Raw genomic sequence first — 18,911 nt, forward strand, 5'->3', positions numbered from 1 at the left:
GGAACAATTATGAGTGGATTACATATATTAGCGTTTGGTGCTCATGCCGATGATGTTGAAATCGGCATGGCAGGTACCATTGCAAAGTATACGAAGCAAGGATATGAAGTAGGCATTTGCGATTTAACAGAAGCTGATCTTTCTTCAAATGGAACGGTAGAACTAAGAAAAGAAGAAGCAAAGGCTGCAGCTCGTATTATGGGAGTAAAAACGAGAATTAATTTAGCAATGCCAGACCGTGGTTTGTATATGAAAGAAGAATATATACGTGAAATTGTAAAGATTATTCGTACATATAAACCAACACTAATTTTCGCACCATACTACGAAGATCGTCATCCAGACCATGCTAATTGCGCGAAACTTGTGGAAGAAGCTATCTTTTCAGCGGGAATTCGTAAATATATGCCTGAACTTCCGCCGCACCGTGTAGAGTCTTTTTATAATTATATGATTAATGGTTTTCATAAACCGAATTTTTGTATAGATATTAGTGAATACCTTTCTAAAAAGGTGGAAGCGTTAGAAGCGTATGAAAGTCAGTTTTCAACAGGGAGTGATGGTGTTAAGACGCCATTAACCGAAGGATACGTTGAAACTGTAATCGCTCGGGAGAAGATGTTTGGGAAAGAAGTTGGAGTGCTGTATGCCGAAGGATTTATGAGTAAGAAACCGGTTTTATTACATGCTGATTTAATAGGGGGATGTAAATGAAATTGAAAATAGGTATTACATGTTATCCTTCTGTAGGTGGTTCTGGGGTTGTTGGGACAGAGTTAGGAAAGCAATTGGCGGAACGCGGGCATGAAATTCATTTTATTACATCGGGTGTACCATTTCGGTTGAATAAAGTGTACCCGAATATTTATTTTCACGAAGTAACAGTAAATCAATATTCTGTTTTTCAATATCCACCTTACGATTTAGCATTAGCGAGTAAAATGGCAGAGGTTGCTCAAAGAGAAAACCTTGATATTTTACATGTGCATTATGCAATCCCTCATGCTATTTGTGCATATTTAGCAAAACAAATGATTGGGGAGCGTATTAAAATTGTTACGACCTTACATGGAACGGATATTACTGTGTTAGGTTCCGACCCTTCGTTAAATAATTTAATTCGCTTTGGTATTGAACAATCGGATGTTGTTACAGCTGTGTCACATTCGTTAATTGAAGAAACAAATGAACTTGTAAAACCAGATAAAGAAATTGAGACGGTATACAATTTTGTAGATGAACGTGTTTATTTCAAACGTGATATGTCTCAATTAAAAAAAGAATATGGTATACGAGAAAATGAAAAAGTGTTGATTCATATTTCAAATTTCCGAAAGGTTAAGCGTGTACAGGATGTTGTGCAGTCATTTGCCAAAATTGTAAAGGAAGTAGATGCGAAATTGCTTCTTGTTGGTGATGGACCAGAGTTCTGTACTATTTTACAATTGGTGAAAAGTTTACATATTGAGGAACGTGTCTTATTCCTAGGAAAGCAAGATAATGTTGCAGAGCTTCTTGCGATGAGTGATTTAATGCTACTTTTATCAGAAAAGGAAAGTTTTGGTCTTGTTATATTAGAAGCGATGGCGTGTGGTGTGCCTAGTATCGGAACGAGGGTTGGGGGCATTCCAGAGGTCATTCAACATGGTGAAACAGGATATATATGTGAAGTTGGAGATACAGACGGAATAGCTAAGCAAGCAATTCAGCTACTAGAAAATGAAGAACTTCACCGTAATATGGGAGAGCGAGCGATGAAATCTGTATATGAGCAGTTTCGTTCGGAAAAAATCGTTTCACAGTATGAGGCGATTTATTATGACATACTAAGGGATGACAAGAATGGAAAGATTTAAAAAAGCTAGTTCAATTATTGAGATGTTAAAACAGCACGGACATGAGGCTTACTTCGTTGGTGGAAGTGTACGCGATCTTATTATCGATAGACCGATTGGAGATATCGATATCGCAACATCTGCTTTACCAGAAGAAGTAATGGCTATTTTCCCAAGACATGTTCCGGTTGGTCTTGAGCATGGAACTGTAATTGTTGTAGAAAATGGTGAACCGTATGAGGTAACTACTTTTCGAACAGAAAGCGAATATGAAGATTTTCGAAGACCTAGTAGTGTTCAATTTGTCCGTTCATTAGAAGAGGATTTAAAACGACGTGATTTCACGATGAATGCAATTGCAATGACAAAGGAAGGCGAAATGGTGGATTTATTTGCTGGGAAAGAAGCGATTCGTCTGAAGGAAATTACAACGGTTGGAGATGCTGCAGACCGTTTTCAAGAAGATGCACTGCGAATGATGCGTGGTATTCGGTTCGTAAGTACGTTAGGTTTCTCTTTGGAAATAAAGACGAAACAAGCAATTGAAACGTATGGGCATTTGCTCGAACATATAGCGATTGAAAGAATTACAGTTGAATTTGAAAAATTGTTGACCGGTACATATTGTGTGAATGGTCTTCAAGAGTTAGTAGAAACTAAGCTATTTTCTCATCTGCCATATTTGCAAATGTCAGAAGAAAGACTCTTGAAAGCTACGCAGTATAAATGGGATTCTTTTGAAACAGACGTTGAGGCTTGGGCATTTTTCTTATATTGTATCGGAGAAGAGCATCCATCTGTCTTTTTGCGACAATGGAAGTTCTCGAATAAAAAGATTAAAGATATCGTAGCGGTTATATTAGCAATTCGTTCTAGAAAGGAGAAGGAGTGGGATACAATCCTTCTTTATAAAACTGGGATTCGCATCGCTGAGATGGCGGAAAGAGTATATGAAGCGATAATAGAAAGTTATAATAGTGCGTCTGTTAAGCAAGTACAATCATTATTTCATGCATTGCCGATAAAAAATCGTCAAGAAATGAATGTGACTGGTAATGATTTATTAAGCTGGACAGATAAAAAGCCAGGTCCGTGGGTTGCCGAAATGCTTCAAAATATTGAAGAAGCAATCGTACAAGGAGATTTAGTTAATAAGAAAGAGGATATAAGGGAGTGGCTACAAAGATGCAATCTACTATAAGAAAGCAGTTATTACAAGTTTTTTCTGAAGCAGATGGTGCATTTGTATCTGGTCAAATACTTAGTGACAAACTTGGTTGTTCGAGAACCGCTGTATGGAAGCATATGGAGGACCTTCGTAATGAAGGGTATGAACTAGAAGCTGTACGCCGCTTAGGGTACCGAATTGCTAGTAAACCAGATAAAGTAACTGCGAATGAGATTCAATTAGGATTACAAACAGAGCGTATCGGTAGAACGGTTTATTTTGAAGAATCGGTTGAGTCTACTCAGCATATTGCAGCGAGACTTGCTTATGAAGGCGCAGAAGAGGGAACAATTGTCGTTGCTGAAGAACAAACAGCAGGTAGAGGACGTTTAAGTAGAAAATGGTATTCCCCAAAAGGAACAGGAATTTGGATGAGTATTATTTTGCGTCCCTCGATTCCAGTTCATCATGCACCACAGCTTACTTTATTAGCAGCTGTTAGCGTAGCGCAAGCAATTGAAAAATGTACCGGTGTAAACGTAGGGATTAAATGGCCGAATGATATTTTAATTCAAGGTAAAAAAGCTGTCGGTATATTAACGGAGATGCAAGCTGATCCAGATAAAATTAATGCTGTTATTATGGGAATTGGCATTAATGCAAATCAGAAACAAGAACATTTTGATGAGGAAATTCAGCAAATTGCAACTTCATTAGCAATTGAATCGGGTAAGCCGATTGTTCGTGCGGAACTTATGCAACAAATTTTCTTGCAACTAGAGAAATTGTATGAAGAGTATTTAAAAAATGGCTTCTCTGTTATTAAAATTCTTTGGGAAAGTTACGCAGTAAGTATCGGAAAAGAAATTACAGCTCGAACGATGAAGGAAACTATTAATGGGCTAGCAAAAGGAATTACGGAGGATGGTGTATTGTTACTTGAGGATCATCAAGGACAAGTGCACCACATTCATTCTGCTGATATAGAAATTAAGTAAAAGAAGTTCCTATTTTGGAGCTTCTTTTTGTCATTTAGATACTAATAAATTTCACATACCGTAATAGGGATAGAAAATTATTTTTTCGAAAAAATGTAGCAATTCCTTTTCAGAGTTTGCTATAATTAGTTCGAATATGGGCAGTATCAAAGCGAACTGCACCATTATTTTACGCAGTATGAAAAAATAATAATTTGGATTCTGCCTTGATCCAATAACGGACTGGGACAGAGGGATGAATAATGCCGACTAACACACAACCCTTCTGCCCTTTTATGGCCAGAGGGGTTTTTTATATGATTTCGGCCATCTCCTCTCTCCTGCATAAAGGAGGAGTAGTTTTTGAAAACAACAACAGATTTTTTGAAAATGAAAGAGCAAGGTGAGCCGATTACAATGCTAACGGCGTATGATTATCCATCTGCTAAATTAGCAGAAGAAGCTAAAGTCGATATGATTTTAGTGGGTGATTCTCTAGGAATGGTTGTACTTGGGTATGATTCAACAGTTCCAGTAACAGTAGAGGATATGATTCATCATACGAAAGCTGTACGCCGCGGAGCGAAAGAGACGTTTATTGTAACTGATATGCCATTTATGTCTTATCATGTCTCATTGCAAGATACGATGATTAATGCACGTCGCATTGTTCAAGAGAGCGGGGCACATGCATTAAAGGTAGAAGGTGCTGGAGAAGTTATATCAACTATTCACTACTTAACGAATGCGGGAATTCCCGTTGTGGCGCATTTAGGTTTAACTCCTCAATCTGTAGGAGTGCTAGGTGGGTATAAAGTACAAGGGAAAGATGCTGAAAGTGCAAAAAAATTAATAGAAGATGCAAAGAAATGTGAGGAAGCTGGTGCGATAGCACTTGTGCTAGAATGTGTGCCAATGCAATTAGCAGAACTTATTTCAGAGCAGTTAACAATTCCTACAATCGGAATTGGAGCAGGACAAAAAGTAGATGGGCAAGTTCTTGTATACCACGATCTTATCTCGTACGGCGTAAATCGTGTTCCGAAATTTGTGAAGCAATATACGTCTGTTCAAGAGGAGATTGTGCGAGGGATTTCGCAATACGTTACTGAAGTAAAGACAGGGCAATTTCCTGAAGAAAAACATTCATTCACAATGAAAGAGGAAGAGTGCTTAGCGTTATACGGAGGAAAACAATAATGAAAATCATAACTACAGTGCAAGAGATGCAGCAAATTACAAACGAACTGCATGCAAGTGGAAAAAGTATCGGTTTTGTTCCAACGATGGGGTATTTACACGAAGGGCATGCTACGTTACTACGTAAGGCAAGGGAAGAAAATGAAATTGTAGTTTTAAGTGTATTTGTAAATCCACTACAATTTGGACCAAATGAAGATTTAGATCGATACCCACGTGATATTGATAGAGATGAAAATGTAGCAAAAGAAAATGGTGTTGATTATTTATTTTATCCGAGTGTAGAAGAGATGTATCCAGCAGAACAAACGACAACAGTAGAAGTTGTGAAGCGTACCGACGTATTATGTGGCAAACAAAGACCTGGTCATTTCGCTGGTGTTGCGACTGTACTAATGAAACTATTTAATATTACATTGCCAACGCGTGCTTATTTCGGCATGAAAGATGCACAGCAAGTAGCTGTAATTGAAGGATTCGTAACTGATTTTAATATTCCCGTTACGATCGTACCAGTTGATATTGTAAGGGAAGAAGATGGATTAGCGAAAAGTTCTCGTAATGTGTATTTATCACTAGAAGAACGTGAAGAGGCTCCTCATTTATACGGCAGTCTATGTATAGCGAAAGAACGAATTGAGGCAGGCGAACGTAATCCGGAAATCATTATGAATCTTGTGAAAGAGCATATTGAGAAGTATACGAAAGGCACTGTAGATTATGCTGATTTATATGCATATCCTTCTTTAAAAGCGATAAATAAAATTGAAGGAAGAATCATTTTAGCGATTGCAGTTAAGTTTGAAAATGTACGATTAATTGACAATATAACATTAATGGGGAAATAAGGGGGAGCATCTATGTTTCGCACAATGATGAGAGCGAAGTTACATCGTGCAACTGTAACAGAAGCAAATTTAAATTATGTAGGTAGTATTACAATTGATGAAGATTTAATGGATGCGGTAAATATTGTAGAAAATGAAAAAGTACAAATTGTAAATAACAACAATGGAGCTCGCTTAGAGACATATGTTATTAAAGGAGAGCGCGGTAGCGGTGTTGTGTGTTTAAATGGTGCAGCTGCAAGGCTTGTACAGCCGGGTGATAAAGTTATTATTATTTGCTATGGTTTAGTGGCAGAAGAAAATATTCATAAACAAGAGCCGAAAATTGCAGTATTAGACGATGATAATCAAATTATTGAAATGTTAGGTGCTGAAAAAGCTGGCACGATATTATAAGTAGGAAGGCTATCTCTAATTAAGGGGATAGCTTTTTTGTGCATCTTTTCATTAAGATGAGGTAAAACGTGGTATAGTAACATTATATAATTTTTGTGTTTGATAGGTAAGAAATTGAGGTGTTACATATATGAGTAAGCGTTATGTCGTTGTTGATTTAGAGACGACAGGGAACTCCTGGAAGGATGGGAAGGATAAAATCACCCAAATTGCAGCTGTTGTAGTGGAAGATGGAGAGATATTAGAGATTTTTTCATCTTTTATTAATCCGAAGAGAGAGATTCCCCTATTTATTACAGAATTAACTGGGATTGATGAAGATCTTGTAAAGCAAGCCCCGTTATTTCGAGATGTAGCCCCGATGATTGTTGAGCTATTACAAGGTGCGGCTTTTGTTGCACATAACGTTCACTTTGATTGGAATTTTTTAAATGAAGAATTAAGGCAGGCTGGATATACAGAAGTACATTGTCCTAAAATTGATACAGTTGAATTGGCGCAAATTCTTTTGCCGACAGCTGATAGTTATAAATTACGTGATTTAGCTAAGCAGCATGAACTAGAGCACGATCAACCACATCGTGCGGATAGTGATGCTCTTGCAACAGCGGAGTTGTTTTTACAATTTTTAAGTGAAATTGAAAAGTTACCACTTGTCACATTACAATCGCTTTATGAATTAAGTGATGTTTTCCAAAGTGATATAGCTGATGTACTTTCTGAAAATATTTTAAAGAAAATGATGCATGGTAAAGAAGATGCAGAGGATTATGAGGTGTATCGAAATATTGCGCTTCGAAAGCGGAATTATTCTTTAAGCCTCAGTGAAATATACTCATCTAAATTTGATGCTTTCTTACATAAGACAATCGATAAACTTGAATTGAATATGCCAAAGTTTGAAAAAAGAGAAAGCCAACAGATTATGATGAAGGAAATATATACAGCGCTAAGAGATTCTAGGTTTTCACTGATTGAAGCAGGAACAGGTACGGGGAAGACGCTTGCATATTTACTTCCAAGTATTTATTTCGCAAAGAAAAAAGAAGAACCTGTCATTATAAGTACACAAACTGTACAATTGCAACAACAAATACTAGAAAAAGAAATTCCTTTATTAAAGAAAATAATGCCATTTTCATTTGAAGTAGCTCTTCTGAAAGGAAGAAAGCATTATCTGTGTCTACATAAATTTGAATATGCTTTGCAAGAGGAAGAGAAAAATTATGATATGGCGCTCACAAAAGCAAAAATTTTAGTGTGGTTATTGCAAACGGAAACTGGCGATCGTGATGAATTAAATATTCCTGAGGGCGGCAAGTTACTTTGGAACCGTATTTGTAGTGATGTACATAGTCCAGGCGGGATGCAAAGCAACTGGTATAGTCGTTGTTTTTATCAAAGAGCAAAGAATAAAGCATTATTTGCAGATATCGTTATTACAAATCATGCGTTATTATTTCAAGATTTTTCAAGTGAAGAACCACTATTTGCTTCATGTGAACATATTATTTTTGATGAAGCTCATCATATCGAGGAAGCGGCGAGTAGAACATTAGGTGAACAGTTCTCATGCATGTATTTTCAAGTAGCTTTATCTCGTCTTGGTACGCTAGAAACAGATGATGTACTTTCTAAAGTATATAAAATGATGAAAAAATCAGAGCAAGCATCGCGTTCGACTTTCCGTATGGTGAGTCATAGTTTGAAGGAATTGAAATTTGATGCGGATGAACTATTTCAAATGTTACGGACTTTCGTATTTAAACAAACAAAGCAGGAACAAGGGATGAGCAATATGCCACTCATTTATCGATATAACACGGAAGTAGAGAAAGGTAAGTTATGGGATAGCATTACCGAGTTAACAAATCGATTTGTGTATGATGTAAGAAAGTTATTGACTACACTTGAGAAGCAAGTTGAAATATTGCAAAGTAAATTAGAATGGGAGATGCATGTCGTTACAGGTGAATTTATGCATTTAATTGAGTTGTTGAGAAAGATGGCACAATCTTTACAATTACTCATTTTAGAAAAAAATTCATACGTGACATGGATGGAGACTGAAACGAAGGGAACGATTCATTCAACAGTTCTATATGCGCAGCCTGTTCATATTGGTGAAAGATTTGCTGATGAATTTTTAACCCAGAAAAAGAGTGTTATTTTCACATCAGCAACGTTAACAGTTAATGATTCATTCGACTATATAAAAGAGGAGCTAGGTTTACATGATTTTGCTCCCAATACATTAAAGGTTCCATCACCATTCCGTTTTGAAGAGCAAATGAAATTAATGGTTTCAACGGATGTACCTTTTATTAAGAAAGCAAGTAATGAAGAATATATTGAGTCTATATCGGCACATATTGCGAAAATAGCGAAAGCTACAAAAGGTAGAATGCTCGTTTTATTCACTTCGTATGAAATGTTGAAAGAAGCGTATACGAATTTGAAAAATGATGAGACATTAGAAGGATATTTATTATTAACGCAAAGTGTGAATAATAAGAGCCGAAGTCGTCTAATCCGCAAATTCCAGGAGTTCGACAAATCGATTTTGTTAGGAACAAGTAGTTTTTGGGAAGGGATAGATATACCTGGAGATGCTCTGAGTTGTCTTGTCATTGTCCGTCTGCCTTTTACCCCTCCTCATCAGCCGATGATGGAAGCAAAAGGAGAGTGGTTAAAAAATCAAGGAGAAGACGTATTCGATAAGTTGGCGCTCCCACAAGCAATCTTGCGTTTTAAACAAGGGTTTGGTCGTCTTATTAGAACAAATACAGATACGGGAACTGTATTTGTATTAGATCGTCGTTTGACAAGTTCTTCTTATGGAAAACGATTTTTACAATCAATCCCAACTGTACCGCTCTATGAAGGACCGTTAGAAGAATTGTTAGTACAGTTAGAAGAATCGTCAAATGAATAAAATTGGAAGAAAAATACGCCTGAAGTACATTTAAACTTCAGGCGTAAAAAATGTGGGTAGGAGGAATTTTATTTTTCTTACTTCTTGTATACAAAATATATTGCTTTTCGATTTGAAACCTTTTTTTGCTGTACATGTCCTGCTATAATAGATGGGTGATGAAGCAGGGGTTGTAAAGAATGTACTCTTATTGTAACCGCATTGCGTTCTTCTATAATTAGAAATTTTTGTGTAACGGAGGAGTTTTTTCATGGATAAGAAAATCGAAGTCCTATCAACGACGCGTATTAAATATTCGTCTGACTTGTATAAAATTGTTGATGGTTTGAATCGTACGTTAAAAGAGCAGGACCTCATGTTCGGATTAGCATTAGACGAAAAAGATAAAGAAACAGCTGTATTTACGATTTACAGAACGTAGTGATACAATGAAAAAGTGGATCTTTACAATCATTATCGTTATCGTTGCTAGCGGAATATATGGGGCATATGTTTATAATAAAGCGATGGAAAAGAAAATTCCAAAAGAGTCAAAGTCTGTAGAAATTGCGAAAGAAAAGGCAAAGCTTACAAAGGTAAATACTGTTGATTATTATAATGGAAAATCTTCATATACAGTCGTACAAGGTGCAGATGAAAAAGGAGAACAACTTATCGTTTGGGTGCCTGATAAAAAAGGAAATGTCCTTGTGAAGAAAAAGAGCGAAGGTATTTCTAAAAAAGAAGCTTTGCAAAAATTGGCTGAACAAGCTACAGGAGAAGGTGCTGAGCCGAAGCCGAAACCAAAAGAAATTATAAAAGTAAAATTAGGTGCTCAAAACGATATTCCATTGTGGGAAATTACATATATTGATCAGGAAGATCGTTATACGTATTACTATTTAGAGTTTCAAAATGGGGTTTATGCTGGACACTATAGCATTGAAAAATAGATGTAGGGGGAACTACAAATGAAATTAGCAAAGCGAGTAGCTGCTTTAACACCATCTGCAACTTTAGAAATTACAGCAAAGGCACAAGCATTAAAAGCAGAAGGTCATGATGTAATTGCATTAGGAGCAGGAGAACCTGACTTTAATACGCCAAAACATATTATGGATGCTGCGCATAAAGCGATGTTAGAAGGACATACGAAATATACACCAACAGGTGGATTACAAGCGTTAAAACAAGAAATTGTGAAGAAGTTTACTCGTGATCAAGGAATTGCGTATGATCCATCTGAAATTATTGTATGTAATGGTGCCAAGCATGCATTATATACATTATTCCAAGTGTTACTTGATGAAGGAGATGAAGTTATCATCCCAACTCCTTATTGGGTAAGTTATCCTGAGCAAGTAAAGCTTGCTGGTGGTAAGCCAGTTTATGTAGAAGGTCTAGAAGGCAATGAGTACAAAATTACAGCAAAGCAGCTGCGTGAGGCAATTACAGAGAAAACGAAAGCTGTTATTATTAATTCACCGAGCAATCCAACAGGGATGATTTACAGCAAAGAAGAATTACAACAGCTTGGGGAAGTATGTTTAGAGCATGATATCTTAATCGTTTCAGATGAGATTTATGAAAAATTAATTTATGGTGACGCGGAATATACTTCAATTGCCCAGCTTTCTAATGCACTAAAAGAACAAACACTTATTATTAATGGTGTATCTAAATCACATTCTATGACAGGTTGGCGTATTGGATATGCAGCAGGAAATAAGCAGCTTATTAAAGCGATGACGAACTTAGCGAGTCATAGTACGTCAAACCCTACTTCAATTGCTCAATACGGTGCAATTGCTGCGTATGCAGGCTCACAAGAACCCGTAGAAACAATGCGTCAAGCGTTTGAAGAAAGATTGAACATTATTTATGATAAATTAATTCAAATTCCTGGTTTCACTTGTATCAAACCACACGGTGCTTTTTACTTATTCCCAAATGTAAAAGAAGCCGTAGCGTTAGCTGGGTATGATACAGTTGATGAGTGGGCAAAAGCATTATTAGAAGAAGAAAAGGTGGCTCTTGTTCCAGGTACAGGATTTGGTGCACCAAATAACGTTCGATTATCGTATGCGACATCTCTTGAGCAAGTTGAGAAAGCATTAGAACGAATTCATACGTTCATGAAAAGTAAGGTACAGGCTTAATCGTCTGTTTCTTGTAGTAAATGGCAAAAAACCTCCCTATATATAGGGAGGTTTTTTTGACGAATTGTGGCAAAAAGAAATGGCTAAAGGTGTGTTATACTAGAGAACGAGGTGTTTGGTGATGAAAAAGAAAATGATGTTACACTGGTTTGAACAGGGAAGCATAGCGATTCCTAAATTGCTTATGATGCATTATAAAAAGCTAGGTTTAAATGAGACGGAATTTATGGTAGTACTTCATGTACACACATTTTTAGAATCAGGTAATTCGTTCCCGACTCCTTCGGAGATTTCAGAACGGATGACGATAACAGAAATGAAATGCATGGAAGTGATTCAGACTTTAATCCAAAAAGGTTTTTTAGCACTAGAAGGTGGACGAAGATCTGAAGCGATGATGTGTGAAAGTTATTCTTTACAACCACTGTGGGAAAAAATATTGCACTTTTTAATGAATGAATCTATAGAGGAAGAGCAAAAAGAACAAAAACAAATTCAAGTAAATTTATATACAGTATTTGAAAAAGAATTCGGAAGACCACTTTCGCCATTTGAATGTGAAACATTAGGGATGTGGGAAGATCAAGATCAACACCATCCGAATTTAATTCAAGCGGCTCTTCGTGAAGCTGTTATGAGTGGTAAACTTAATTTCCGGTATATTGATCGTATTTTGTTTGAGTGGAAAAAAAACGGAATTAAAACGGTAGATCAAGCGCAAAATCAAGGCCAGAAATTTAGAGCGAATCAACAACGCACACAACAAACGACAAAACAAGAGACGAAATTTACTGGGAAAGTGCCTTTTTATAATTGGTTGGAGCAGTAGTGTAGGAGGAAAGATATGTTGAACAAAACGCAAATTCGTTATTGTTTAGATACAATGGCGGATATGTATCCAGAAGCGCATTGTGAATTAATTCATGATAATCCATTTGAACTTGTAATCGCAGTGGCATTATCTGCACAATGCACAGATGTACTTGTGAATAAGGTGACGAAAAACTTATTTCAAAAATATAAAACACCAGAAGATTATTTAAGTGTGTCTTTAGAAGAATTACAACAAGATATACGTTCCATTGGATTGTTTAGAAATAAGGCGAAAAATATTCAAAAATTGTGCCGGATGTTACTAGATGATTATAACGGGAAAGTTCCAGAAGACCGTGATGAGCTGACGAAATTACCAGGAGTAGGGAGAAAGACAGCGAATGTAGTTGTTTCGGTAGCATTTGGGATTCCAGCGATTGCTGTTGATACGCATGTAGAGAGAGTGAGTAAACGGTTAGCGATTTGTAGATGGAAAGATTCTGTGTTAGAAGTGGAAAAGACATTGATGAAGAAAATTCCAATGGATGAGTGGGGAGTTACACACCACCGTATGATTTTCTTCGGACGTTATTACTGTAAGGCGCAGCGACCACAATGTGAAGAGTGTCGATTACTAGAAATATGTCGTGAAGGAAAGAAACGAATGAAGGGGAAATAAAGGATGGAGCGAGTTATAGAAATACCGAAAGAGTTTCGGTGCGTACCATTTTTTAAAGAGAGTGCAAATTCGATTACGTATCACACAGACCAATCTTTTGAAGAAATAATACAAAATACTTACTTTATATTTGATATTGAAAGACAATATGAACCATGGAATGAAATTGAAACAAGTATTCCAGCGGTGTTAAATATATGGAAAAGCAAGCATGAAGAAATTGCTATACTATTTCGGAACAGAAAAAAACAAGAAGCTGAGGGTCCGATGATTCTTTTTGCAGCGCACTTTCTATCGGTTATATATTGGTTAAATGAGCAGCCTGTTCATAGTTTGAATGAGATGCAAGTAAATACGAATAAATTGGAAGTACAACCTGTTAACTTTATGGAGCGATATTCATTTATTATAAAGAAACCGAGTAATTACCATTCGTATATTCAATTAGTACAGTTGTATATCGAAATAGAAAAGCTATATGTAAAGAAAATGATAACAAAAAAGAAGTCGATTTCTCATTAAGAGAAACCGACTTCTTTTTTTGTTTATTAAGACTCTGTTGTAACAACATTTCCGTCCGCGTGAGGTGTATCTCCTCCGGTATTTTGTTGGTGTTGTTGCTCTTCAGCTTTTTTTCTAGCTTCTTCTTCAGCTTTTTTTCTAGCTTCTTCTTCAGCTTTTCTCTTAGCTTCTTCGTCAGCTTTCTTCTTAGCCTCTTCGTCAGCGGCTTTCTTTTGAGCTTCTTCTTGCTGTTTACGTTGTTGTTCTTGTTGCTGCTGTTGTTCTTGTTGTTTACGTTGTTGTTCTTGCTGTTGTTGCTGTTGCTGCTGTTCTTGCTGTTTACGCTGATCTTCATCAGCTTTTTTCTTAGCTTCTTCTTGTTTTAGTTTATCTTCATTGGTCTTTTTCAGGGCTTCTTCGTCAGCTTTTTTCTTAGCTTCTTCGTCAGCTTTTTTCGCATCTGGAGTTCCGCCAGGGGCAGTGAAGGATGCACCAACTGCAGGGCTTGTTCCAGTACCCTTTTTCGCTACTACAGAGAAACTGTAAGTAACACCTGGTTTAATACCACCAAGAGTAGCTGTCGTACCGCTTACTGATAAGCTACCACTAGAACCGTCAGTAGCTTTATAGCTTGCTGCGTATGCATCAACATTTGATGATGGTCCAGACCAGTTCAGTGTCACTGTGCTAGCGCCATCGAAAGCGACATTAAGGCCACTAGGTGGATCTACTTTAATTTCTTTAACTGCATCTTTTTTCGCACCTTTAATGTACAATTCTTCATTTATTTCTTGTACAGAAGAAGGACGTTCGAAACGAGATTTATCTGTAGCGAATTTGCTCATCATTACTTGGAACATTTGTTGTGCAATTTTAGTATAACGATCGCTAATATAATTTTCTGGACCATTCTTTTCGTAACCAGTCCACACAGCCATCGTATATTGTGGTGTATATCCAGCGAACCAGCTATCTCTGTTTGCATCAGCTGGGATGCCATATTTTTTTATATCTTTTGCATCAAAGTTTTGTGTTCCTGTTTTACCAGCAACGTCGAATCCAGAAACATATGCTGTTGGACCTGTACCGCCAGAACCAGGTTTTACTACGTCACGAAGAACGTCAGTGACCATGTAAGCTGTATAGTCGTGCATCGCGCGTTGTTCTTTCGGTTTAAAGCTTTTCTTTTTCCCATCTGGGAAGATGACTTCTTTAACGAAATGAGGTTTATTGTATACACCATCATTACCAAACGCTGCATATGCACCTGCTACTGCTAATGGAGAACTATCGTTACTACCAATTGCAGTAGATTCATGTACTCCATATTCAAACGTCATGCCTAAACCTTCAGCAAACTCTTGTGACTTAGTAAGACCAACTGTTTGAGCTGTCTTTAAAGCCGGGATGTTTAATGACTTCTTCAATGCTTCACGAAGTGAAACGTCACCTTTAAAATTACCCGTAGCATTTTTAATCTTTGTGCCATTAGAGTAAGTGTAATCAGAGTCATTTAATTGATGATAAGTAGACCATTGAAGGTTTTCAATTGCAGGACCATAGTCGAAAATTGGTTTCATTGTTGAACCAACTTGGCGTTTTAAATCAACTGCCATATTATGACCTTTGAAAGTAGACTTACTTTCTTTACGACCAGCGCCGATTGCTCGAACTTCTCCAGACTGAGTATCCATAAATACGAATGATCCTTGGAATTGATCGTTTGGATACTTGATGAGATTCCCATCCATAATTTTTTCAGCGTAATCTTGAGCATCTTGATCAAGTGTTGTATGAATCGTTAAACCATCTGAACCGATATTTACATCAGGGTATTCTTTTTCAACTTCCTTTACAGCAGCATCTATAAATGCTTGATACTTCATTTCAGTCACTTCTGAAGATGGAAGAAGTCCTTGTGTTACAGGGATTTGCATCGCATCATTCATTTCTTGTTTCGTTATATACCCGTGTCGGTTCATTAATGTTAATACGATATTACGACGTTTTGTTGCTCTATCAACGTTATCTGGTTTTGTTGGATCATAAATGTTAGGACCTTGGGGTAAACCAGCGAGCATTGCAGCTTCGTGTAGTTGTATGTCTTTTAAATCCTTGCCGTAATATTTTTTGGCAGCTGTGGAAATACCATAAGAGCGATTACCTAAGTTAATCTTATTTAAGTACATTTCTAAAATTTCATGTTTTGAGTACTGTTGCTCTAACTTATAAGATAAGTACCATTCCTGCACTTTTCTTTTTGCAGTTTTGTCCATCGTTAGAAAATAGTTTTTAACTACTTGCTGTGTAATCGTACTACCACCTTGTGATCCAAAACCACCAGTGACATTTTCCATGACTGCCATTCCAGTACGTCTAAAATCAATTCCATTATGATCGTAGAAACGAGCATCCTCAGTCGCAAGGAATGCACTTTCAATTACTTTTGGAATTTGATCGTATGTAACATGGGTTCGTTTTTCAGCACCGTATTCATAGAAGAAATTCCCGTTTTTATCAAGGAATTTTGTTGATAAAGGATTGACTAGCTTTGATTTGTCTAGTTTTGGAGCGTCCTTTACCATAACAAAGAAGGCCGAAACGCCAGCTACGAGACCGACGATACCAAGAAGTAGACAACCTATAAGAAATCTCTTGAAAAAGGAACCTTTTTTCTTTGGTTTTTCTTCTTTATTATTTGTTTCTTTCGTTTGATTTTTTACATGATTTCGTTCTGTACGAGAACGATAATTATCTGACATTATACTTTCTCCTACCTTTCATTCTCTCCCCCAAAAGTCGAAAAAAGAGCCTTAGTGATGACTCTATCACGAAAAATAAACCGTGTCTAGTACGCGGATATAATCAATTCGAGGGTGATAACCGCATGATAATAAAGACCCATGCTCTTCTATTTCTTGTTTTGTAATCGATTTACGTCCACCAGTATTTTGACGATTCCAAAATGCAATAATATGTTTTGCATCTAATAAATAAAATTCATCAAAAAGTGTAAATTTAATAATAACAAATGCAATTCCATTATGAGCGACTACTTGCTTCATATGTTCAATTTGATGAAGGTGGAAGTTTTGAAGTGGAAAACTGGTTTTATTTTTAGTTTCTTTCGCTTCAAAATCGATGTATTTCCCTTTGTATACACCGTTGTAATCTGTTGTAGAAGGTTGTTTGAAATACGCTTCTTTTACCACTGCAGCACTTCGAGCGGGGTAATCTACTTTTACAATTTGAAGAGGTGTAGGTTTTTTATGTACGCATGCAATATTATGGGTTAAGTAATATTGATTGGTGTCATTCAATTCCTCTTCAAGGGACATACCTCTATTACTGTAAGTATGTTTTTTTATTGGTGTTTTATGAGGTTGTGAAGCTTGATCGTACCTTTTTCCATTTGGGTAACGAATGGTCATATTTTGTCCACTCCCAACTTGATAAGATTTACTTACAAAGGTGATTATATCAAAAAATGAAAAAAGATGTGACCTTTTTCAAGAAAGGTATGGTGACTTACTCATGTTTCGATGGAATGATTACGAAAAAATTAAACAGACCCGTAATGATATTTTTTGTACAGAAGAGGAAAAAGCTATAGTTCTTAATATTAAGGAGAGCACGGATGTAGCTAACGTAGATAATATTTCACGTACACAATCTTACCAAGAATATTATTTGAGAAATAGAGAAATTAGATGGTCTTTTTTAGCAAGCATGGTTTCAAGGAATGGGGGATGGAACATGACAGATTTAGAAGGAGAATATTATTCTAATCTTTTATCTCAAACAGTTAAGAGACGATTATTTCTTTTGTATGAGAAAGCCAATTGGCTCATTTTTTTAGATGCATTTCCTCAACTATTACTGTATGAGGAAAGTAAAAAGAGATGTGCGCCGCTCTTTCATTTGTTACAATTTTTCAACATATCAATTTTTATGGAAAAAGAATGGGTCGCGTTTTGGGAGAAAAAAGATATAAATAGGCTTATGACGGCACTTATTATTAATGAACAAAATAAAATTCAAAAACCAGTAATTGAGAATGCATACTTTCAAAAACATGTATTTGATACTGCACTATTCAAATTTCAAGAAATATTTCACGTTAGTGCAGTTATTTTTCCAATGGTGGAAGGGGGAATGTATGGATTTTCAGTTTATCAATTTGAAACGTTGCAAAAACGTATAGAACTGGGGAAGCAATTAGCTTGGTTATTATTTCATTCAAAGTATAAGGCTTCTTTTTATAAATTTGCAGTGCAAACTAGGCATACAGGATCTAGGATGGATTATGAATGTAATATAAGGGGAATTAGAAAATCATGTACGCCGGCTCTTCGGGATGTGTATTCTATTGTCACTCATGAAAAATTAATTGAAAAAGATTGGTTTAGTGACGGGTTGGAAATAGATTCATTATTTTTACTTGAAAAACCTAAGGGGGAAATTAATATAACAGAATGGTATAGAAAGAAGAGGGAGCAAATACATACTCTTTCTATATTAAGTAGTTTTGTTAAAAGAATAGATGAGTTCATGATATAATAAAGAAGTCCCGCCTTCTTAAATGAAGGCGGGACTTCTTTATTAAAAGTAATAAGCTCTACAACAAGTTACTTTCTAATCGGCTATTTGCCGGCAGTACGACTTTAACTTCAACACTTATCGAAAGCGAAGAGGTAAGGTAGACTAGAAAATAGTTGTTTGTAAAAGCCACTTTGGTTAAAGTGTCATTTTATCCCGCTATTTGTGGACAGTAAAACTCCCACCTCAAAATTTGGCTGGAGCAAAGAAGGTAGGTGGAAGCCCTGCTGTCCGTAAACACCCGATTGGTGCGGGCTGATAATCAGTGGGGGATGAACAAAACCCGACTGATTAAAGTTTCACTTTATGTAGCGGGGAAATTTGGACCATCAAGCTTTGGATTACCAGTCTCAGGTTGGTTTTGTTGTTTGTTTTGCTTTTTCTTTTTTTCGTTTTTATTTTTTGCCATCGTAATACACCTCCTTTTTGTATTGTTACCATTTCTAAAAATGGCATACTAAATGATTTCTTTGACGAATATCAACTAGTTTTGTCATGTGAGAAGGAGTAATTAATCAATCGGCGAAATTACATGACAAAGGAAAGGCAAAGAAGGGGGCGTTTTAAATATGGCGATGGTTCAGAAGGAAGATGTTATGAAAAAAATGGATCAAATGTTAAGTTCTCTCGATTTGCTGGAAATGAAGATTGGGATTAGAATGAATCATGCATTGAAGGATAAAGGTGAAAAAATATGCAATAAGATAGAAATAACAGAAATGCATATAGAACATATGGAAAATAAATTAGTGCATCACGAAGAAAAAGGGAGCTGGGTAAAGACATTTCAAAACGTCGTAGTGAGTGCATAATAAGGTGGGA

General features: G+C 36.4%; 19 protein-coding genes. 16 read left to right on the forward strand and 3 right to left on the reverse strand.

Annotated elements, in window-relative coordinates; all coding sequences use genetic code 11:
* The first annotated feature begins 9 nt into the window (after nucleotides 1–9).
* The 14 genes from bshB1 (at nucleotide 10) to ABH959_RS00830 (ending at nucleotide 13,511) form a co-directional block, all read left to right on the forward strand.
* Nucleotides 10–714 carry a bacillithiol biosynthesis deacetylase BshB1 gene (gene bshB1 / locus ABH959_RS00765; RefSeq protein WP_002011848.1) on the forward strand — a complete coding sequence of 235 codons (705 nt, stop codon included), beginning with the start codon at nucleotides 10–12 and terminating at the stop codon, nucleotides 712–714.
* A complete protein-coding gene (bshA, locus tag ABH959_RS00770) occupies nucleotides 711–1,856 on the forward strand; it encodes an N-acetyl-alpha-D-glucosaminyl L-malate synthase BshA (RefSeq protein ID WP_002086596.1) in 1,146 nt (381 codons plus the stop codon). The genes bshB1 and bshA overlap by 4 nt, the downstream gene beginning before the upstream one ends.
* Nucleotides 1,843–3,036: a CCA tRNA nucleotidyltransferase gene (locus ABH959_RS00775; protein ID WP_113937061.1), complete on the forward strand. Its 1,194-nt coding sequence runs from the start codon at nucleotides 1,843–1,845 to the stop codon at nucleotides 3,034–3,036. Before bshA ends, ABH959_RS00775 begins: the two co-directional genes overlap by 14 nt.
* On the forward strand, nucleotides 3,021–4,001 hold the full coding sequence (locus tag ABH959_RS00780) for a biotin--[acetyl-CoA-carboxylase] ligase (RefSeq protein WP_002086594.1): 981 nt from the start codon (nucleotides 3,021–3,023) through the stop codon (nucleotides 3,999–4,001). Before ABH959_RS00775 ends, ABH959_RS00780 begins: the two co-directional genes overlap by 16 nt.
* Before the next feature lie 342 nt (nucleotides 4,002–4,343).
* Complete coding sequence (gene panB / locus ABH959_RS00785) at nucleotides 4,344–5,180, forward strand: 3-methyl-2-oxobutanoate hydroxymethyltransferase (protein WP_113937062.1); 837 nt, start codon at nucleotides 4,344–4,346, stop codon at nucleotides 5,178–5,180.
* Nucleotides 5,180–6,028 (forward strand): pantoate--beta-alanine ligase, encoded by an 849-nt coding sequence (gene panC / locus ABH959_RS00790; protein WP_002086591.1) that lies wholly within the window; start codon nucleotides 5,180–5,182, stop codon nucleotides 6,026–6,028. The genes panB and panC overlap by 1 nt, the downstream gene beginning before the upstream one ends.
* Before the next feature lie 12 nt (nucleotides 6,029–6,040).
* Nucleotides 6,041–6,424, forward strand: a complete 384-nt coding sequence (gene panD / locus ABH959_RS00795) for an aspartate 1-decarboxylase (protein WP_000490176.1) — start codon at nucleotides 6,041–6,043, stop codon at nucleotides 6,422–6,424.
* 130 nt (nucleotides 6,425–6,554) lie between these two features.
* On the forward strand, nucleotides 6,555–9,359 hold the full coding sequence (gene dinG, locus ABH959_RS00800; RefSeq protein ID WP_113937063.1) for an ATP-dependent DNA helicase DinG: 2,805 nt from the start codon (nucleotides 6,555–6,557) through the stop codon (nucleotides 9,357–9,359).
* Nucleotides 9,360–9,609: 250 nt separating this feature from the next.
* The gene (locus tag ABH959_RS00805) at nucleotides 9,610–9,780 is read left to right on the forward strand and encodes a YpmA family protein (RefSeq protein WP_002086589.1); all 171 of its coding nucleotides are present in this window, start codon (nucleotides 9,610–9,612) and stop codon (nucleotides 9,778–9,780) included.
* A gap of 7 nt (nucleotides 9,781–9,787) precedes the next feature.
* Complete coding sequence (locus ABH959_RS00810; RefSeq protein WP_113937064.1) at nucleotides 9,788–10,291, forward strand: cell wall elongation regulator TseB-like domain-containing protein; 504 nt, start codon at nucleotides 9,788–9,790, stop codon at nucleotides 10,289–10,291.
* Between the two features lie 18 nt (nucleotides 10,292–10,309).
* Complete coding sequence (gene aspB / locus ABH959_RS00815; RefSeq protein ID WP_113937065.1) at nucleotides 10,310–11,497, forward strand: aspartate transaminase AspB; 1,188 nt, start codon at nucleotides 10,310–10,312, stop codon at nucleotides 11,495–11,497.
* A 121-nt stretch (nucleotides 11,498–11,618) separates the two neighbouring features.
* Nucleotides 11,619–12,326, forward strand: coding sequence for a DNA replication protein DnaD (gene dnaD, locus ABH959_RS00820; protein WP_404492162.1), 708 nt, complete (start codon nucleotides 11,619–11,621; stop codon nucleotides 12,324–12,326).
* Nucleotides 12,327–12,341: 15 nt separating this feature from the next.
* On the forward strand, nucleotides 12,342–12,989 hold the full coding sequence (gene nth, locus ABH959_RS00825) for an endonuclease III (RefSeq protein ID WP_002030794.1): 648 nt from the start codon (nucleotides 12,342–12,344) through the stop codon (nucleotides 12,987–12,989).
* 3 nt (nucleotides 12,990–12,992) lie between these two features.
* Entirely contained in the window at nucleotides 12,993–13,511 is a 519-nt protein-coding gene (locus ABH959_RS00830; protein WP_113937066.1) for a YpoC family protein, read from the forward strand.
* A gap of 26 nt (nucleotides 13,512–13,537) precedes the next feature.
* Here ABH959_RS00830 and ABH959_RS00835 read toward each other — a convergent pair whose 3' ends face one another.
* Together ABH959_RS00835 and recU are read right to left on the reverse strand one after the other, a co-directional pair.
* Nucleotides 13,538–16,252, reverse strand: coding sequence for a PBP1A family penicillin-binding protein (locus ABH959_RS00835; RefSeq protein WP_404492163.1), 2,715 nt, complete (start codon nucleotides 16,250–16,252; stop codon nucleotides 13,538–13,540).
* Between the two features lie 66 nt (nucleotides 16,253–16,318).
* Nucleotides 16,319–16,921, reverse strand: coding sequence for a Holliday junction resolvase RecU (gene recU, locus ABH959_RS00840; RefSeq protein WP_002030800.1), 603 nt, complete (start codon nucleotides 16,919–16,921; stop codon nucleotides 16,319–16,321).
* A 103-nt stretch (nucleotides 16,922–17,024) separates the two neighbouring features.
* Between recU and ABH959_RS00845 the strand changes: the two genes are divergently transcribed.
* Complete coding sequence (locus tag ABH959_RS00845; RefSeq protein WP_219301832.1) at nucleotides 17,025–18,050, forward strand: DUF2515 domain-containing protein; 1,026 nt, start codon at nucleotides 17,025–17,027, stop codon at nucleotides 18,048–18,050.
* 343 nt (nucleotides 18,051–18,393) lie between these two features.
* Here the strand turns inward: ABH959_RS00845 and ABH959_RS00850 are convergent, their stop codons facing one another.
* Complete coding sequence (locus ABH959_RS00850; protein WP_309473010.1) at nucleotides 18,394–18,540, reverse strand: phage portal protein; 147 nt, start codon at nucleotides 18,538–18,540, stop codon at nucleotides 18,394–18,396.
* A 118-nt stretch (nucleotides 18,541–18,658) separates the two neighbouring features.
* On the opposite strand from ABH959_RS00850, the gene ABH959_RS00855 reads away from it, so the two are divergent.
* Complete coding sequence (locus ABH959_RS00855) at nucleotides 18,659–18,901, forward strand: hypothetical protein (RefSeq protein WP_002011865.1); 243 nt, start codon at nucleotides 18,659–18,661, stop codon at nucleotides 18,899–18,901.
* The last annotated feature ends 10 nt before the right edge of the window (nucleotides 18,902–18,911 follow it).

The sequence above is a fragment of the Bacillus sp. RC51 genome, from assembly GCF_044908115.1.
Lineage (GTDB): Bacteria > Bacillota > Bacilli > Bacillales > Bacillaceae_G > Bacillus_A > Bacillus_A mycoides.

What these genes read in the sequence shown, in the direction of transcription:
- bshA (WP_002086596.1), top strand. Translation starts at nt 711, where the DNA reads ATGAAATTGAAAATAGGTATTACATGTTATCCTTCTGTAGGTGGTTCT.
- aspB (WP_113937065.1), top strand. Translation starts at nt 10,310, where the DNA reads ATGAAATTAGCAAAGCGAGTAGCTGCTTTAACACCATCTGCAACTTTA.
- ABH959_RS00855 (WP_002011865.1), top strand. Translation starts at nt 18,659, where the DNA reads ATGGCGATGGTTCAGAAGGAAGATGTTATGAAAAAAATGGATCAAATG.
- ABH959_RS00780 (WP_002086594.1), top strand. Translation starts at nt 3,021, where the DNA reads ATGCAATCTACTATAAGAAAGCAGTTATTACAAGTTTTTTCTGAAGCA.
- dinG (WP_113937063.1), top strand. Translation starts at nt 6,555, where the DNA reads ATGAGTAAGCGTTATGTCGTTGTTGATTTAGAGACGACAGGGAACTCC.
- ABH959_RS00835 (WP_404492163.1), bottom strand. Translation starts at nt 16,252, where the DNA reads ATGTCAGATAATTATCGTTCTCGTACAGAACGAAATCATGTAAAAAAT.
- ABH959_RS00845 (WP_219301832.1), top strand. Translation starts at nt 17,025, where the DNA reads ATGTTTCGATGGAATGATTACGAAAAAATTAAACAGACCCGTAATGAT.
- recU (WP_002030800.1), bottom strand. Translation starts at nt 16,921, where the DNA reads ATGACCATTCGTTACCCAAATGGAAAAAGGTACGATCAAGCTTCACAA.
- panC (WP_002086591.1), top strand. Translation starts at nt 5,180, where the DNA reads ATGAAAATCATAACTACAGTGCAAGAGATGCAGCAAATTACAAACGAA.
- bshB1 (WP_002011848.1), top strand. Translation starts at nt 10, where the DNA reads ATGAGTGGATTACATATATTAGCGTTTGGTGCTCATGCCGATGATGTT.
- ABH959_RS00775 (WP_113937061.1), top strand. Translation starts at nt 1,843, where the DNA reads ATGGAAAGATTTAAAAAAGCTAGTTCAATTATTGAGATGTTAAAACAG.
- panD (WP_000490176.1), top strand. Translation starts at nt 6,041, where the DNA reads ATGTTTCGCACAATGATGAGAGCGAAGTTACATCGTGCAACTGTAACA.
- nth (WP_002030794.1), top strand. Translation starts at nt 12,342, where the DNA reads ATGTTGAACAAAACGCAAATTCGTTATTGTTTAGATACAATGGCGGAT.
- ABH959_RS00830 (WP_113937066.1), top strand. Translation starts at nt 12,993, where the DNA reads ATGGAGCGAGTTATAGAAATACCGAAAGAGTTTCGGTGCGTACCATTT.
- ABH959_RS00805 (WP_002086589.1), top strand. Translation starts at nt 9,610, where the DNA reads ATGGATAAGAAAATCGAAGTCCTATCAACGACGCGTATTAAATATTCG.
- dnaD (WP_404492162.1), top strand. Translation starts at nt 11,619, where the DNA reads ATGAAAAAGAAAATGATGTTACACTGGTTTGAACAGGGAAGCATAGCG.
- ABH959_RS00810 (WP_113937064.1), top strand. Translation starts at nt 9,788, where the DNA reads ATGAAAAAGTGGATCTTTACAATCATTATCGTTATCGTTGCTAGCGGA.